Source organism: Acetobacter suratthaniensis (assembly GCF_017377745.1).
Classification (GTDB): Bacteria; Pseudomonadota; Alphaproteobacteria; order Acetobacterales; family Acetobacteraceae; genus Acetobacter; species Acetobacter suratthaniensis.
The window spans coordinates 61,485-77,398 of sequence record NZ_JAFVMG010000014.1 but is presented as its reverse complement, the minus strand read 5'-3'; the positions used below and the strand labels follow the sequence as shown (position 1 = coordinate 77,398).

Sequence of the window (15,914 nt, the reverse complement as noted above, 5' to 3'; positions counted from 1 at the left end):
ATATCTTTTGTGATGGGAGAATAATGCTTATATAGTTGAGTGTGATCGTCAAAAATATCGATCCTCACGATTTTGTGTAACATATTAATATTTTTTGTCTGAGGATTTAAATTATGTCCGATTTTGAAAATATATTAGCCTCAGATTATGCTCTTGAAAAGCAAATTGGTCATCTTTTGCGCCGTGCGTATCAGCGGCATACAGCAATTTTTCAAAAAGAAATTCCTGATATTGATCTGACATCAGTCCAATTTGCGGTAATGACAGCGATACGTAAATTGGGTAATGCACCGATCGTGCAGATCAGTCACGAGACCGCTGTTGATCATGCAACTTTGCGTGACGTGGTCTCCCGCCTCAAAAAACGCGGTCTTGTGCAGATTGTTCAGGACAAGGCAGATCGACGTCAGCGGCTGGTGTCGATTACGCCAGAAGGGAAAGCGCTGATTGACGCAACAATTCCGGTAGCGAAAAAGGTTACTGAATTGACCCTTGCGCCATTGGATGCGTGTGAACGCATTGCAGCACTCCATATCCTGGGCAAGCTTGCGATTTCGGAATCGTAATTAAAAGCATATCTAAACCGAAATAAAATTCTTGACGGATGATCTTCTCTCAACGAGTATGCATATATCGCGTATACGCTATATATGCCGCTGATGGGCAGGAACGCAGTCAAGGATTAAAGACTATGGCAAACGGAATTCGCATAGGAATCGCAGGCGCCGGCCTAGGGGGGGTCGCTGCTGCGGGGCTATTGGAGCGAGCGGGCTTTGATGTTGTGCTGTACGATCAGGCGCCGGGCTTTTCCCGATTGGGAGCGGGTATCCAGTTTGGCCCCAATGTATTGAAAATTTTAGCGCAGCTTGATGGCCTGGATAAGGAACTGGAAGCAATTTCCTGCCTGCCAGATTATTGGGTTAGTCGGAAGTGGGATGACGGCACCGTTATGGCCAAGATTCCCTTGAACGCGGAGCGCCCGCGTTATGGTGCTCCTTACATCACGATCCATCGTGGAGATCTGCATCAGCGGATGCTGGAGCGTATTAGCCCGGAGCGGGTGCGTTGGGGTCATAAGCTGATTGATTTCAGTGACAATGGTCGTGAAGTCACGCTGACGTTTGAAAATGGTGCTGTAGAGACAGTTGATATTTTGATTGGTGCTGATGGCATCAATTCCTGTGTGCGTGAAAAACTGTTCGGCATGGATGAGGCTGTTTACACGGGCTGGATTGCGCATCGGGCGATTATTCCAGGACAGGCTGCTAAGGCGCTTGGGGCTGATGTAAATGCAAAGTGGTGGTCTGATGACCGGCATATCGTCTGTTATTATCTGGATCGTGATGAAAGCGAGTTCTATCTCGTAACAGGTGAGCCAGCGGAGTGGACGAGCCGGGCCGGGCAGTTGCCCAGTAGCCGTGAAGCATTCCGCGAAGCTTTTAAGGGCTTCCATCCGCTGGTGCAGGGTTACATTGACGCCACAGATGTGGTGACGAAATGGCCTCTGAAAACACGGCAGCCTTTGCCGGTGTGGCATCAGGGGAGAACTGTGTTGCTGGGCGATGCTTGCCATCCGATGAAGCCGCATATGGCTCAAGGTGCTGCAATGGCCGTAGAGGATGCTGCGGTGCTGGCACTAAGTCTGGCTCGCCTCGGGGTGTCTGACCTGAACCATACGTTTGGCGCTTATTATACGGCGCGTAAGGAACGGGCGACCAAGGTTCAAGCTATTTCTAATGCCAATACGTGGTTGAAGCAGCCGGAAGATCCGTACTGGTGCTACGGCGATAATGTGTATGACCTGTCTTTTGGCTGACAGTTGATCCTTTAAAACAAAGGAATGTGTCATGGTGGCGAGCGTTTTTCTTAATGTGAATGGACGTCGCCACGAGGTGGTGGCCTCGCCTGCGACGCCGTTGCTGAATATTCTGCGCAACGATCTGGGGCTGAATGGTCCTAAATTCGGGTGCGGTTTGGGGGCTTGTGGCGCCTGTACTGTACTTCTGGATGGACAGGCGGCCAGAAGTTGTAGCGTGCGGCTGGATACGGCCGCACGGTGCGCAAATATCGTGACACTAGAAGGGCTTTCTCCTGATGGCACAGACCCGGTTCAGCGGGCCTTTGTTAAGGCGCAGGCTGCACAGTGTGGATACTGCCTTAACGGTATGGTTATGACGCTGCGGGCATTTCTTGACGCAGTTCCGAACCCTGATGAACGTGGGCTACGGGAAGCTCTGAAATATAATTTTTGTCGTTGCGGTACACATATGGAAATTTTGTGTGCAGCGAGGATCGCGGCAGGTCTGCAACCGGAGAATGATGAAACATGAAAAGCATGTTACAGATTTTCCAACAGTCTGTACCTGCAAAGGGGTTGTCCGCGCGCGGTAATTTTGTACCGCGTGAGGAAACACTGCTGGAAATTGGGCCCGATGGGCAGGTGCGCGGCTTTTGCGGTCATGTTGATCTCGGCACAGGTATCGCTACATCGCTTGCCCAGATTATGGCTGAGGAACTGGATGCAGAGCCCGCTCAGGTGCGCATGGTTCTGGGGCATACAGACCAAACCCCGGATCAGGGGGCGACTATTGCAAGCGAAAGTATTCAGGTTACAGCCCGCCCTTTGCGACGGGCTGCTGCACAGGCACGGCTGATTTTGCTGCAACGTGCAGCAGAGCTGACAAAGCAGCCTGTAGATACACTGGATGTCCGTAATGGCCGTGTCAGTGCTGCGGACGGGAGTGTCGATCTCGGCTTCAGTGATCTGGTGTCAGGTCTCTCTGTACGGTGCGAATTGGATGCGAAAACGCCAGTCAAACCCGTGTCGCGCTACCGTCTGGTAGGGCAGGATCTTCCGCGTGTTGATATTCCTGACAAGGTCACGGGACGTGCGGTGTATGTGCATGATGTGCGTGTGCCTGACATGGTTCATGGTCGGGTTATCCGGCCACCTTATGGTGGCTATGATCATGGTCCTTTTGTTGGCCGTACGCTGCTATCCGTAGACAGGCAATCCGTAGCGGGCATGCCGGGGCTTCTGGATATTGTCGTGCTGGGTGATTTTGTCGGCGTTGTTGCTGAACGGGAAGAGCAGGCCGCAGCTATAGCCGCAGCCTTGCACCTTACATGGGCACCGGTCGCGTTGCCGAATTTGTCTGATCCTTTGGAAGCATTGAAGGCAAACCCCTATACAGAGCGTGTGGTGCTCGATACGGGCGATGCTCAAGCTGCTCTGCCGGAGCTTTCGCAGCGTCTGGATCGTGAATATTTCTGGCCCTACCAGATGCATGGTTCCATAGGCCCGTCTTGTTCCGTGGCACACTGGCAGGAGGGGCGACTTAAGGTTTGGTCTGGCACCCAGAACCCCCACATGCTGCAAGCTGATCTAGCGCTGCTGATGGGGCTGGAACCGGCTTGTGTTTCCGTCGTTCGGCATGAGGCTGCGGGGTGTTACGGGCGTAACTGTGCGGATGACGTAGGGGGCGATGCGGCGCTGCTGTCCCGTGCCGTGGGAAGGCCCGTGCGGGTGCAGTTATCGCGTGAGCAGGAACATGTCTGGGAGCCTAAAGGGGCAGCCCAGCTTGTCAGTATCAGGGGCGGGCTGGATGAAGCGGGGCAGCCTCTCGCCTATGATCTGCATACGAGCTATCCCTCAAACGTGTCACCGCTTCTGGCGCTGGTTCTGACAGGTGCTGTGCCTGCCGCAGTGCCACAGGTGGCCCAGATGGGTGACCGGACTTCGGTCCCGCCGTATGCTTATCAGAATACACGTATCACCGTACGTGACATGCCGCCTATGGCGCGGGCATCATGGTTCAGAGGCGTATCAGCCCTGCCCAACAGCTTTGCCCATGACAGTTACATAGACGAGCTGGCGGCTGCTGCGGGGGTAGACCCGCTGGAATATCGCCTGCGTCATCTTCCTGATGAGCGGGCTGCGACTTTGTTAAAGGCCACGGCAGCAAAAGCCGATTGGCAGCCCCGTGTAGCGCCGCCACAACCCGATGTGCAGGCCAGAGTGCTTGCCGGACGTGGGCTGGCTTATGCACAATATGTGCATGGTACATTTCCCGGTGTCCCTGCTGCATGGGCGGCCTGGGTTGCAGATATAGAAGTCGATAGACTGACAGGGGTGGTAACGGTAACGCGTGCTGTTGTCGGGCAGGATGCGGGGCTTATGATTAACCCTGCAGGTGTCCGGCATCAGTTGCATGGTAATGTCATCCAGTCTACCAGCCGGGTGCTGAAGGAACAGGTGACGTTCGACGCAGATGGGGTGGAAAGCCGTGAGTGGGGTGGTTACCCCATCATGACTTTTCCCGAGGTGCCTCGGATAGAGCCCCTCCTTGTGAACCAGCCAGAGCAGCCCCCCTTGGGGGCCGGAGAGTCGACGTCTGTTCCCAGTGCCGCGGCTATTGCCAATGCGCTTTACGCCGCAACAGGGGTGCGTTTTCGAGATGCCCCCTTTACTCCTGAAAAGGTCAAGGCGCAGCTGGATGAGGCGCTTGGCCCTCTACAGTCACCAGCCCCGGTTACTTTGGCGGCTTTGGCCACAGTCGGGCAACTTGCCTCTCCAGCCGGTAAGCAGCGGAACTGGAAAACTATTTTGCGGGCTGGCGGGTTAGCCGGAATATTTGCCGTTGTGGGTGGTGGGTTGAGCAGTCTCATGCCTTGGCGGGCCACGATTGCCCCTGTGCCGCCTCCTGTGTCCGGCATGTTCTCTCAAAGTGTCATTGCTAGGGGGGCACAGGTTGCCGCGGCAGGAGATTGCGCCGTTTGCCATACAGCGCCCGGGGGCGTGGAAAATGCAGGTGGGTTTGGCCTTAAAACACCGTTTGGTACGATTTATACAACCAACCTGACACCAGATCCCGAAACTGGTCTGGGCCGCTGGTCCTATACCGCATTCGCACGCGCTATGCGTGAGGGGATCAGCAGGGACGGACATCATCTTTACCCTGCCTTTCCATATACCAGTTTCGCAAAAATTGATGATACGGACATGCAGGCACTTTATGCCTACCTGATGTCTCAGGAGCCGGTCAGGCAGGAAGTGCCGAGCAGCCGCCTGACATTCCCGTATAATATTCGTGCGTTCATGGCCGGGTGGAACACGCTGTTTCATAGTTCGGCGCCATTCACACCCGACCCGGCTCGCTCCGCATTATGGAACCGCGGTGCCTATTTGGCTGAAGGTGCGGGGCATTGTTCCGGCTGTCATACGCCTCGCAACGCTCTGGGGGCAGAGCGGTGGCGGTCTGCTTATCTGGCAGGTGGAGAGGCAGAAGGGTGGAATGCCCCAGCCCTCTCGAACCTATCAGTATCGCCGTTGCCCTGGAGTGAGCAGGATCTCTATGCATATTTACGCACAGGGTTCAGTCCTAATCATGGCCCGGCAGGCGGCCCTATGGCGCCAGTGGTGCATGCCATGCAAGCCTTACCGGACGAGGATGTTCAGGCAATAGCACATTATATCGCTTCGTTTGACACCCGCCAGACGACCGAACCCGTGCAGGCCCGCAGGCAGGCGGTGCTGGCGGCAGCGGCTTCGCAGCAGGCTCTGGACGCAGGGGAGGGCGCGCGGATTTATAACACGGCTTGCGCCGCTTGCCATGAAGGGGAGGGGGCGCATTTGTACGGTGCGCGCCCGCAACTGGCGTTGAACAGCAATGTATGGGCCAAAACACCGGATAATGTTCTCAACGTCTTGTTGAATGGTGCATCTGAGCCCGCCCACGGCAGTGCCAACACCATGCCAGCTTATCGGGACCTGCTGTCGGACCGGCAGATTGTCGAGGTTGTCTCTTACTTACGCCGCACGATGGCGCCGGGAGAGAAACCTTGGCCGAACCTGCCTGAACGGGTCGCTGCATTGCGTGCTCAGGTGCACCCTTAATGTTTGTCAGAATACGGGTTTTTGTTCCGATGAAAATACCATTTGTCATGAAGGAAACATGCCATGCCTGTCAGTGATTTTGAGCTTTTAGGAGCTTGGCGTCAGGTGCTTGACCTATGCGGCCTCCAGAGGGGGCAAAGTGTTGCGCTGCTAACATCTTCCAGCACCAACGAGCAGACACTACGCTGTGCTATTCTGGCGGTACAGGAACGCGGTGCCATTGCTAACAGGCTTGACCTGCAACCCAGCAATGGCAGTGTTTCTCTGTCACGTGACCCGCTGGCTTTTGTGGGCACAACACCGCTGACTGAAAACCGGGCAGCAGTCGAAATGCTCAAGGCCAGCGATCTGGTTCTTGATCTGATGACGTTGCTTTTTTCGGCTGAGCAGCATGAAATTCTCAAGGCTGGTGGTCGTATTCTTCTGGCGGTTGAGCCGCCGGATATTCTGGTGCGTATGACGCCTACATTGCAGGATAGGGAAAAAGTGTTGGCGGCCTCAGCTGTACTGCGTGCTGCCCGGACCATGACGGTGAGTTCGGAAGCCGGTACAGATGCAACGTTTGCACTGGGAGATTACCCCATTCTGGAAGAATACGGCTTTGTGGATAAGCCCGGTCGCTGGGATCATTGGCCGAGTGGATTTTTAGCCACATGGGCGAATGAAGGTACGGCGGAAGGGCGTATTGTGCTGGCTCCGGGTGACATTCTTCTGCCCCAGAAAAGTTATGTTACGGCAGCGATCACCTGCCATCTGGAAAAAGGCTATGTAAAAGCGATTGAAGGCGGGTTCGAAGCAGACCACCTGCGTGATTATATGGAAAGTTTTAATGATCCAGAGGTATTCGCCGTTTCGCACATAGGGTGGGGGTTACAGGAACGGGCACATTGGTCTGTTATGGGGTTTTATGACCGTGAGGCCAGTATCGGCATGGATCCGCGTGCCTGTGCAGGCAATTTTCTGTGGTCAACCGGGCCGAACAACGAAGCCGGAGGCAAGCGTGAGACGGCCTGCCATATAGATATTCCCATGCGGAACTGTACCGTCATGCTGGATGGAAAAGCAGTTGTGCAGAATGGTAAGCTTATAGGAGACAAGGCATGACAGCTATGGATGGGCGTGATGAGCAGCGCTATCAAAAACAGGGCTTTGGTAACCAGATTGGTATTGTGGGCCAGATTGGCCTGTTAATTGTTGATTTTGTCAATGGCTTTGCAGATCCAGACGCTTTTGGTGGTGGCAATATTCCTCATGCCATTGCGCGGACGCGCACATTGCTGGCTGAGGCCAGAAAGCGCGGGTGGAAAGTCGCTCACACACGTATTGTTTTCGCAGATGATGGTTCTGACGCGAACATTTTTTCGCTGAAGGTTCCAACCATGCTGGGGCTTACAGAAAATAATCCAGCCTCAGCCATTGTGCCCGAACTTGCCCCGGAAAAAGGCGAGTATGTCGTGCGTAAAACCGTCCCATCTGCATTTGCAGGTACACCGCTTGCTGCGTGGTTTGTAACGCATGGTGTGCAGACGGTCGTGGTGGCGGGGTGCGTGACTTCGGGCTGCGTACGCGCCAGCGTGTTGGATGCTATGCAGGCAGGCTTTCGTCCGGTTGTCGTATCGGATTGTGTGGGGGACAGAGCTATTGCCCCACATGAAGCCAATCTTTTCGATATGGCGCAGAAATGTGCCGATGTCCTCGATCTTGAAACACTTCTGGCCACAGTGCCGGATCAGGCAGGAGTATAATGAGTATGACTGAAACCCGGCTGCTTTATGGTGCGAATGTTCATGCCAATGGTATCCGCCAGCATTACCTGCGCTACGGTGGTAAGGGGACACCTCTAGTTCTGGTGCCCGGCATTACCAGTCCCGCAATAACTTGGGGGTTCGTGGGCGAGCGTCTGGCCGCTACGCATGATGTTTATATTCTCGATGTGCGCGGCCGTGGCCTGTCTGCAACTGGAGCGGATCTTGATTATGATCTGGATAGTTATGCCAATGATGTAACCGCCTTCATTGAAGCACTAGGTCTGAAGAATGCAACGGTTCTGGGGCATTCTATGGGGGCACGGATCGGTATTCGCGCAGCCCGGCGTAATCCTTCGACTATTGCACGCCTGCTTCTGATTGATCCGCCTGTTAGCGGGCCGGGGCGGCGGGCTTATCCTGCAAAGCTCGACTGGTATACAGAGTCTATCCGGCTTGCACGATTGGGCATGAGTGCGGAAGACATGAGCCGGTTCTGTCCGACATGGACACTGGAACAGCGCCAGCTTCGCGCACAGTGGCTGCATACGTGCGATGAGTTGGCCACCCGGATCACGTTTGAAAAATTTCATACTGAAGATATCCATCAGGATATTCCACATCTGAACATGCCTACGCGTCTGGTTGTTGCTACGCGTGGTGGTGTTATCCAACCCGAGGACGAGGCTGAGATTGCTGGGCTCAACCCGGCGATCTCAATCGTTAAGGTGCAGGATGCAGGGCATATGATTCCCTGGGATAACCTTGAGGGTTTTATGGAAGCCGTTTCCTAGGGGCGTGTTTTCTCAGATTAATAAAAAAACAGCAGTCCGTTTAAATGGCTGCTGTTTGTCACGAAGGTAAAAATTGATGAAAACACATTACCGCATTGGCCAGATCGTGCCGAGTTCCAACATTACTATGGAAACGGAAATTCCTGCTCTGTTGCGTTTGAGAGAAAACATCCGGCCTGAACGATTTACTTTTCACTCAGCCCGGATGCGGATGAAAACGGTCAACAAGGATGAGTTGGCGGCTATGGACAGTCAGTCAGACCGTTGTGCACTTGAACTAAGCGATGCCGCCGTGGATGTGCTGGGCTATGCCTGCCTTGTAGCAACCATGTCTATGGGGTTGGGCTATCATAGGGTTTCTGAACAGAGATTGCATGGCCGTACGGTGGAGAACGGACAACCTGCGCCTGTCGTAACAAGTGCAGGGGCGCTAGTTGATGCTCTGAAGGTGCTTGATGCAAAGAAGATTGTTGTTATTGCACCTTATATGCGGCCTCTGACCGAACTTGTGGTCAATTATATCGCCAATGAAGGGCATACCGTCATAGATTACGTGGCGCTGGAGATTCCCGACAATCTGGATGTTGCCCGGCATGATTGCTCTCGCCTTCCAGATATTGCACGCTCTCTCAAGTATAGCGATGCTGACGCCGTGATTGTTTCGGCCTGCGTTCAGATGCCTTCTTTGCCAGTTGTACCCATGGTCGAGGCTATTACAGGCAAGCCAACTCTTAGCGCCGCAGTAGCGACAACCTATGCCATGTTGAAAAAACTTGGGCTAGAGAGGGTTGCTCCTGGCGGCGGCGCTCTGCTATCCGGGGCTTACTGATATCGGTTCAAAATAAAATCGTAATAAAGATGTAGATGGCCGGGGATTAATATTCGGCCATCTTTTTATGGTCAATATATATTTTTTTCATAGTTAAGAGCGGTTTGTTAATTTTATTGCGGCGTAGTTTTGCGTGCAGCAATTTTATTTATATTATGAATAATTATTGGCGTTCTGTGTCAGAAGCAGCGCTGGAAAATCATGGCATCCTCCGTGTTCGTGCGAGATCCATGCCAGGAACACAAAAATCGCGTCCTAATCTTAAATTATGCATATTGGCATGAGACACTCACGTAACTGCTGGGTCATTTTAGCATCGGGTAAGCGCAATATGATAGTCTCGCCAGTGAGAATTCATATTTCAACATACAAAAAATAAAACTCTTTAAAATCACCTTTCTTATATTGATGTAATTATATGATCAGGCATCGTTGATTTTTTTAGTCATCCGACGCAAAAAATTCCGAATCCGCAACATTCTGCTATCATTATCGCGTATACGCGGTTATCTTATCCATAACGGAATCGCAATGAGTGGGCTGGCATTTAATGCTGCACATATCCTGAATTGCGCGGAATGTTTGATCTGGAGTGGTCATGCGAAGTGTTGGTGTTTCTGAGCGTGCGCATTGTTCCAAACAAAAAGGGAAAGACCTGTTTGGTTTAATGGCATGGCGAATTTTGCCTTTATTATTCTTAGGGTTTCTAACGTCATATATAGATCGCGTAAACGTTGGTTATGCAAAGCTACGTATGCTTTCGGACTTGGGAATGAGCGAAGCAGCGTATGGATTTGGCACGGGTTTGTTTTTTTTGGGCTATATCTTATGTGAAATTCCAAGCAATTTACTTCTTGTAAAATTTGGTGCACGCAACTGGATTGCCCGTATTCTTGTCACATGGGGCGTGTGCTCTGGCCTTATGATGCTCGTCAATACGACGTCTCAATTCTATTGTTTGCGAGTTCTCTTGGGGATCGCTGAGGCCGGATTTATGCCTGGAGTGCTATACTACCTCGCGCTTTGGTTCCCGCCTCAATATCGTTCAAAAGTAACGGCAGCTTTTATGGCTGGTATCCCGCTGGCTAGTGTAATTGGTGGCCCCATATCTGGTATAATCATGAAATACTTAGATGGATTCGGAGGTTATCAAGGGTGGCGTTGGCTTTTTTTCTGGGAAGCAATCCCACCGGTTCTTATAGGAATAGCTGTTTTCATATTTTTACCCTCCTCACCAGAGAAAGCGGCGTGGCTTACTACGGCTGACGTCAATCGTCTAAACTATGATAATCCTCAAAATGCAAAGGATAGTAAATTATATGATAGTGTATTGAACGCATTGAGTAGTCCAATAGTTTGGTTGCTTGGTGTTGTAGACGGCTCTTTACTTCTTGGTTTATATACGATTGCTTTTTGGACGCCATCGTTGCTTCATGATGACGGCATTGTATCGCCGGTTAAAATCGGTTTATTAAGTGCAATTCCACAGATAGCAGCCGTTATCAGTATGGTTTTTATTGGATGGAGCTCCGATAAGTATAATGAAAGACGGTTGCATATAGCTATTCCTATCATTCTGGGGAGCATGTCTATGGCTTGCATCCCATTTTTAATCGGAAATATTTCTGCTCTGATAATATGCATCACTATTTCAAATATGTGTATTCTTGGAGCGTTGCCTCCGTTTTGGGTTCTTCCTTCTCTTATTCTTAAAGGAAGTAGCGCGGCTATCGGCTTGGCTCTTGCTGGATCCATTGCAAATATCGCTGGTTTTTTTGCGACAGCTTTAATTGGTTATGCGCGGAGTGTAACTGGAGACATGTCTGGCGTTATATGGATTTTTTCGGTTCTTATATTTTTAGGTGGCATATCAATATTATTTGTAAGGAACGATAAAATATAGCGTCTATAAACGTAAATTTCCCATAAAAATCTGTGTTACAGAAGGAGTTTTCTGAAATGAAACGTGAAAAATCAAGAAAAAATATCATTTTTTCATTTGGGTTTGCTTTTTTATTAACTCCAATTTTTGGATATGGTAGTCCAAAAAATATTGCAAAAGTAGATCAAGAGAAAGATTCCTATTTTGTTCAGGGAACTCGTCATTATTATGATACAGCCCATGCTCCGACGCAGCCAGGAGTGCCGAATTTTGTGCCAGCACCCAACGGGGGAGATGGCCCGATAGAAAATAATACCAAAGGGGCGCATTCTTTATCTCAGCAACCGTATCTTTTTTCTCTACAGTTTAAGCCGATCGAAAAAGCTGGGAAAAAACTCTCTGACTATGGTATTTATTTCAATGGATGGAATATATCTCAGCTTAATTCTAATATTGGTGGTGGTTACAAGCGGGGTTCTGCATATACAAACTGGGCTTTAATTGGATTAAACCTTGATATGGAAAAAATTTCTCATATCCATGGTGGTCAAATTCATTTTATTATTGATGATGTTGCAGGACAAGGGCGTAGTTGGGAATATAATGCATCGGACTGGTCATGGTTAAACACGTGGGGAAATCATGATGGGTTGCAGGTCCGTGAATTCACATGGGATCAGGAATTATTTAATAAACACCTTTTTATTCTTGCTGGGAGGTCTAACCCAAAAGGGGGTGAATTTGAAGGGTCAGAACTGTATTGTCAGTTTGCAACTTTTCTCTGTTCATCACCGACAACATTTACAATTGATGGCTCTTCTCCATCTTTCACCGTCTCATCGTGGAGCACGCGGGTGCTGATTAAACCTACAAAATCTACTTATATAAAAGGGGGGATATGGGAAGTCGAACCGTGGGTCCGAATGAAAAACCATAATGGATGGCCTGGACCTGATTGGGGTTTTGATAAGGCGGAAGGTATCTTTGTACCTGTTGAACTCGGGTATCATACTGATTTTACTACAGATAAATATCCTCGTGCGTATAGCCTCGGATTTACCTATGATACATCAATTTATAATGATCCCTTGTATAATACTAATCATCAGGTCTATGCAGAAAATGGCGGCAAAATACAGCAACGGCGTGGGCGTACAACTATGTATGTGCAAGCCCAACAGATGGTTTGGAAACCCGATCGGAATGATACAAGAGGATTGATAGTCTTTGGGGCCGCTAATTTCTTGACGTCAGGAGATGGCAGTGTTCGCAATGGCTTTGTCGCTGGTCTCTTTGATTGGGGGCCGTTTCGTTCGAGACCACGAGATTATGTAGGTCTTGTATTTCAAAGTTATTTGTGGAATCGGAAAATTGTTCATTCCATGAATGCTGCTTTGCAAGCGGAAGGTTTTCATAATCAATGGAATAGCACAGAAACGATGATGGAGTTGAATTATGGATTGAATATCGCACCAGGTATTATGGCGACACCATATTTTGAATATATCTGGAATCCAGATCAGCTTGCATCATCGTTAGTGCTACCTAACGTTAAATATGCTGCACAAGTCGGTTTGTTGGTAAATTTCGAGATAAACCCGGGTTTGAATCTTCCTGAGCTGCATAGGTATAGAAAATAAAAAATTGTTTGTGGTGATATGGAGACATCGTCTATTTCTCCATATTACCCAACGTGTCATAGCATGGGAATTCTAGAATTTCATAAAAGCGGCATAAAATTGGCGTTTTGTAATAATGTAGAAATAATTTTGTAAATATAGGATGTTATAAATTCATTTTTCGCAATGTTATATTGTATACTTACAACATGAATATATGATTCTTGCATTTTTCTATATCGCTAATACGTTATGAATTTTTTTATTTTTGAGAATATATTCCTCTATTATATAATTTTTTTAGAAATTTTAATCCGGTTATGATTTTTATTTCTATATTTTCTGTGTTGGTATGTAGTGCTCGATATTACGCTCTGCAAGAGGCGGCCTGATTTTTACTGCCATAACCATGATTGCCGCTGAGTTCTTCTGTCTCCGTCTGTAGATACATCAGCGGCATATCAGTGTTACGGGAATTCAAACGAGCGGTGATAGAAGCGAGGTGATTGAGAGGGAAAAGTATCATGTGGCTTATTTTGATGCGTGTCTTCAGTGTATTTAGAATTATCAGGATTGCGCAATCCGGATGGTTGAAATGCTCCATGATGTCGGAGATATATCAACTGTTGGCCCCTTCCACGACTAATAAACTTTTTTTTGACTTTATGATGGGTACAATCTGAGTTCGATATTTTTATAAAACGGTCATTTTTTGACTTTTTATTCATATATAGATTTAATCAGGTGGCAGTCCTCGAAGGTGCTTAAGCATTATCATTGAGGCGAAGCTGCGAATTCGATAAAATCACGTAGATAGTGAATGTCTTCATCAGTTTCCCGATGGCCAAGAAATATCTGTTTTGTAATACCCTTTTTCCCAAGTTTGACAGAGTAAAGTTCAAAATGGGAGGCATACTCTTTCACAAGCCAGCGCGGAAGTGCAGCGACACCCCTACCATGCGCTACCATGACCAGCATGATGTCCGTCGTTTCAATCTGCTTCTGCTGCCGTGGTGCAATCCCTGCTGGTTGAAGAAATTGCGTGTAAATATCGAGGCGTTCAGATGGAACTGGGTATGTAATCAATGTTTCATCTACAAGCTGCTCTGGTAGAACAAATTTTGCATTACGGAGAGGATGTTCGGGGCCAACAGCAAGCACAAGTTCATAATCAAAAACTGGTGTAAATTTTAGACCGGGTTTGTAAAGCGGATCAGGCGTGACCAAAATATCAATTTCATTATTGAACAGCGCACCGATCCCACCAAACTGGAATTTCTGCCTTACATCCACATCGACTTTTGGCCATCTTTCCAAATAGGGGGAGACTACCTTAAGGAGCCACTGATAGCAGGGGTGACATTCCATGCCGATACGCAGTGTACCCCGCTCACCATTTGCGAATTGTTCAAGGCGACTTTCCGCCAGATCAAATTGTGGAAGCAGGCGGTTTGCTAAAGCTAATAGCCATTCGCCTGCCTGTGTGAGCACGAGGGATCGTCCTTCTCGCCGCCATATCTTGACACCAAGCTGCTGCTCGATCTTGCGGATAGAATGACTGAGCGCGGGCTGGGTCAGGTTCAGGCGCATTCCGGCGGCAGTTAATGAACCTTCTCGCGCTACCTCCTGAATGATTGTCAGATGACTGCGCTCTAGAACACCCATGATTGACCTCGTTAATGCACAGAATTCATATAGTCATAAAATCATATCATGGCGTCCTGTAAGTTGCATTTGGATTTTTTTTCATAGGCTTTAAGAGATATTGCCGTAACTCTTTATTTTCTGTTCTCAATGAAAACGCTAATGTTCGCTTCATAATAGGCGCGTGATAAACAGTTTTTCGTTGCGATGGCATGAACAATGCAGTCAAAAGCGGGCTTTCCAGTCAGTCAACGATCTTGCATAGTTCCAGCGATTCAGGAGCACGTTGAATAAATTTGTAGGGCAAACTCCAACCCGTTGTAAGGAAAATGATAAAAGCTCTTTATAGTATGGAGGACGTGATAGGACTGTTGATGCCTCTGAAAATGTTGGCGTTATGGGGGCATGAATTGCGTCATGCCCTTCCGAGTAGGCATCGGACAGGTAGATTGTCAGGTTGAGAGTTCTTTCCGAATGATTTCGACGCCTGCCCCCAGAGCATTGAGTTTGCCTCGTGCGACATCACGCGGCAAAGGTGCCATACCGCAGTTGGTGCAGGGATAGAGCTTGTCTGCATCGACGAACTGCAGTGCTTTTCGCAGAATATCTGCGACTTTCTCTGGCGCTTCAATAGTTTTGGTGGCTACATCAATGGCGCCGACCATCACCTTTTTTCCACGGATAAGCTCGATCAGATCCATCGGAACGCGGGAGTTCTGACATTCTAGCGAAATCAGGTCGATATTGGATTTCTGTAGCTTGGGAAATATCTCTTCGTACTGCCGCCACTCTTTGCCAAGAGTATTTTTCCAGTCCACATTGGCTTTGATGCCATAGCCATAACAGATATGAACTGCGGTTTCGCATTTCAGTCCTTCAATGGCTTTTTCTAACGTAGCGATGCCCCAGTCATTGACCTCATCAAAGAAAACATTGAAGGCAGGCTCATCGAACTGAATAATGTCGATACCAGCCGCTTCCAGTTCTTTCGCCTCCTGATTGAGGATCTTGGCAAATTCCCATGCGAGTTTTTCGCGGCTCTTGTAGTGGCCATCATGAAGTGTGTCGATCATGGTCATGGGGCCAGGTAGCGCCCATTTTATGCGTTTTTTTGTCAGCGTGCGCAGGAATTTTGCGTCCTCGACAAACACCGGCTTTTCGCGTGCCACGGCACCGACAACGGACGGCACACTCGCATCGTAGCGATTGCGAATTTTAACTGTCTGACGGTTCTCAAAATCGACGCCGCTAAGATGCTCAATAAATGTCGTGACGAAATGCTGACGTGTCTGCTCGCCATCGCTGACGATATCAATGCCTGCGCGATCCTGATCATCCAGCGTCAGGCGCAGGGCGTCCTGCTTGCCCTCGATCAGTTCTTTTCCCTGCAGTTTCCAGGGAGACCAGAGTGTTTCGGGCTGCGCGAGCCATGAGGGTTTGGGCAGGCTACCTGCCGTTGAGCTGGGAAGAAGCGTTTTCATGGAGTATGACCTTATGTCTTGGAT

12 protein-coding genes are annotated in these 15,914 nt (G+C 49.3%); 10 read left to right on the top strand and 2 right to left on the bottom strand.

The window, feature by feature from the left end:
* Positions 1–113: 113 nt before the first annotated feature.
* The 10 genes from J2D75_RS11775 (at position 114) to J2D75_RS11730 (ending at position 12,786) form a co-directional block, all read left to right on the top strand.
* Positions 114–566 (top strand): MarR family winged helix-turn-helix transcriptional regulator, encoded by a 453-nt coding sequence (locus J2D75_RS11775; RefSeq protein WP_207855012.1) that lies wholly within the window; start codon positions 114–116, stop codon positions 564–566.
* Positions 567–691: 125 nt separating this feature from the next.
* Positions 692–1,816: an FAD-dependent monooxygenase gene (locus tag J2D75_RS11770; protein WP_207855011.1), complete on the top strand. Its 1,125-nt coding sequence runs from the start codon at positions 692–694 to the stop codon at positions 1,814–1,816.
* Positions 1,817–1,847: 31 nt separating this feature from the next.
* Positions 1,848–2,330: a (2Fe-2S)-binding protein gene (locus J2D75_RS11765; protein ID WP_207855010.1), complete on the top strand. Its 483-nt coding sequence runs from the start codon at positions 1,848–1,850 to the stop codon at positions 2,328–2,330.
* Positions 2,327–5,896 carry a molybdopterin cofactor-binding domain-containing protein gene (locus J2D75_RS11760; RefSeq protein ID WP_207855009.1) on the top strand — a complete coding sequence of 1,190 codons (3,570 nt, stop codon included), beginning with the start codon at positions 2,327–2,329 and terminating at the stop codon, positions 5,894–5,896. Before J2D75_RS11765 ends, J2D75_RS11760 begins: the two co-directional genes overlap by 4 nt.
* A gap of 63 nt (positions 5,897–5,959) precedes the next feature.
* Positions 5,960–7,000 carry a 2,5-dihydroxypyridine 5,6-dioxygenase gene (locus J2D75_RS11755; protein ID WP_207855008.1) on the top strand — a complete coding sequence of 347 codons (1,041 nt, stop codon included), beginning with the start codon at positions 5,960–5,962 and terminating at the stop codon, positions 6,998–7,000.
* Positions 6,997–7,641 (top strand): isochorismatase family protein, encoded by a 645-nt coding sequence (locus J2D75_RS11750; protein WP_207855007.1) that lies wholly within the window; start codon positions 6,997–6,999, stop codon positions 7,639–7,641. The genes J2D75_RS11755 and J2D75_RS11750 overlap by 4 nt, the downstream gene beginning before the upstream one ends.
* Positions 7,642–7,646: 5 nt before the next feature.
* A complete protein-coding gene (locus J2D75_RS11745) occupies positions 7,647–8,435 on the top strand; it encodes an alpha/beta fold hydrolase (RefSeq protein WP_207855006.1) in 789 nt (262 codons plus the stop codon).
* A gap of 76 nt (positions 8,436–8,511) precedes the next feature.
* Positions 8,512–9,264 (top strand): maleate cis-trans isomerase family protein, encoded by a 753-nt coding sequence (locus J2D75_RS11740; protein WP_279381466.1) that lies wholly within the window; start codon positions 8,512–8,514, stop codon positions 9,262–9,264.
* Positions 9,265–9,862: 598 nt separating this feature from the next.
* The gene (locus J2D75_RS11735) at positions 9,863–11,167 is read left to right on the top strand and encodes an MFS transporter (RefSeq protein ID WP_207855005.1); all 1,305 of its coding nucleotides are present in this window, start codon (positions 9,863–9,865) and stop codon (positions 11,165–11,167) included.
* Between the two features lie 56 nt (positions 11,168–11,223).
* Positions 11,224–12,786 (top strand): carbohydrate porin, encoded by a 1,563-nt coding sequence (locus J2D75_RS11730; protein WP_207855004.1) that lies wholly within the window; start codon positions 11,224–11,226, stop codon positions 12,784–12,786.
* A 753-nt stretch (positions 12,787–13,539) separates the two neighbouring features.
* On the opposite strand, the gene J2D75_RS11725 is transcribed toward J2D75_RS11730, so the two are convergent.
* Both J2D75_RS11725 and J2D75_RS11720 read right to left on the bottom strand, forming a co-directional pair.
* The gene (locus tag J2D75_RS11725) at positions 13,540–14,430 is read right to left on the bottom strand and encodes a LysR family transcriptional regulator (protein WP_207855003.1); all 891 of its coding nucleotides are present in this window, start codon (positions 14,428–14,430) and stop codon (positions 13,540–13,542) included.
* A gap of 431 nt (positions 14,431–14,861) precedes the next feature.
* Complete coding sequence (locus tag J2D75_RS11720) at positions 14,862–15,890, bottom strand: methionine synthase (RefSeq protein ID WP_207855002.1); 1,029 nt, start codon at positions 15,888–15,890, stop codon at positions 14,862–14,864.
* Between the last annotated feature and the right edge of the window lie 24 nt (positions 15,891–15,914).

Coding starts and splice junctions, on each gene's coding strand:
- J2D75_RS11775 (WP_207855012.1), top strand. CDS start 114: ATGTCCGATTTTGAAAATATATTAGCCTCAGATTATGCTCTTGAAAAG.
- J2D75_RS11770 (WP_207855011.1), top strand. CDS start 692: ATGGCAAACGGAATTCGCATAGGAATCGCAGGCGCCGGCCTAGGGGGG.
- J2D75_RS11765 (WP_207855010.1), top strand. CDS start 1,848: ATGGTGGCGAGCGTTTTTCTTAATGTGAATGGACGTCGCCACGAGGTG.
- J2D75_RS11760 (WP_207855009.1), top strand. CDS start 2,327: ATGAAAAGCATGTTACAGATTTTCCAACAGTCTGTACCTGCAAAGGGG.
- J2D75_RS11755 (WP_207855008.1), top strand. CDS start 5,960: ATGCCTGTCAGTGATTTTGAGCTTTTAGGAGCTTGGCGTCAGGTGCTT.
- J2D75_RS11750 (WP_207855007.1), top strand. CDS start 6,997: ATGACAGCTATGGATGGGCGTGATGAGCAGCGCTATCAAAAACAGGGC.
- J2D75_RS11745 (WP_207855006.1), top strand. CDS start 7,647: ATGACTGAAACCCGGCTGCTTTATGGTGCGAATGTTCATGCCAATGGT.
- J2D75_RS11740 (WP_279381466.1), top strand. CDS start 8,512: ATGAAAACACATTACCGCATTGGCCAGATCGTGCCGAGTTCCAACATT.
- J2D75_RS11735 (WP_207855005.1), top strand. CDS start 9,863: ATGCGAAGTGTTGGTGTTTCTGAGCGTGCGCATTGTTCCAAACAAAAA.
- J2D75_RS11730 (WP_207855004.1), top strand. CDS start 11,224: ATGAAACGTGAAAAATCAAGAAAAAATATCATTTTTTCATTTGGGTTT.
- J2D75_RS11725 (WP_207855003.1), bottom strand. CDS start 14,430: ATGGGTGTTCTAGAGCGCAGTCATCTGACAATCATTCAGGAGGTAGCG.
- J2D75_RS11720 (WP_207855002.1), bottom strand. CDS start 15,890: ATGAAAACGCTTCTTCCCAGCTCAACGGCAGGTAGCCTGCCCAAACCC.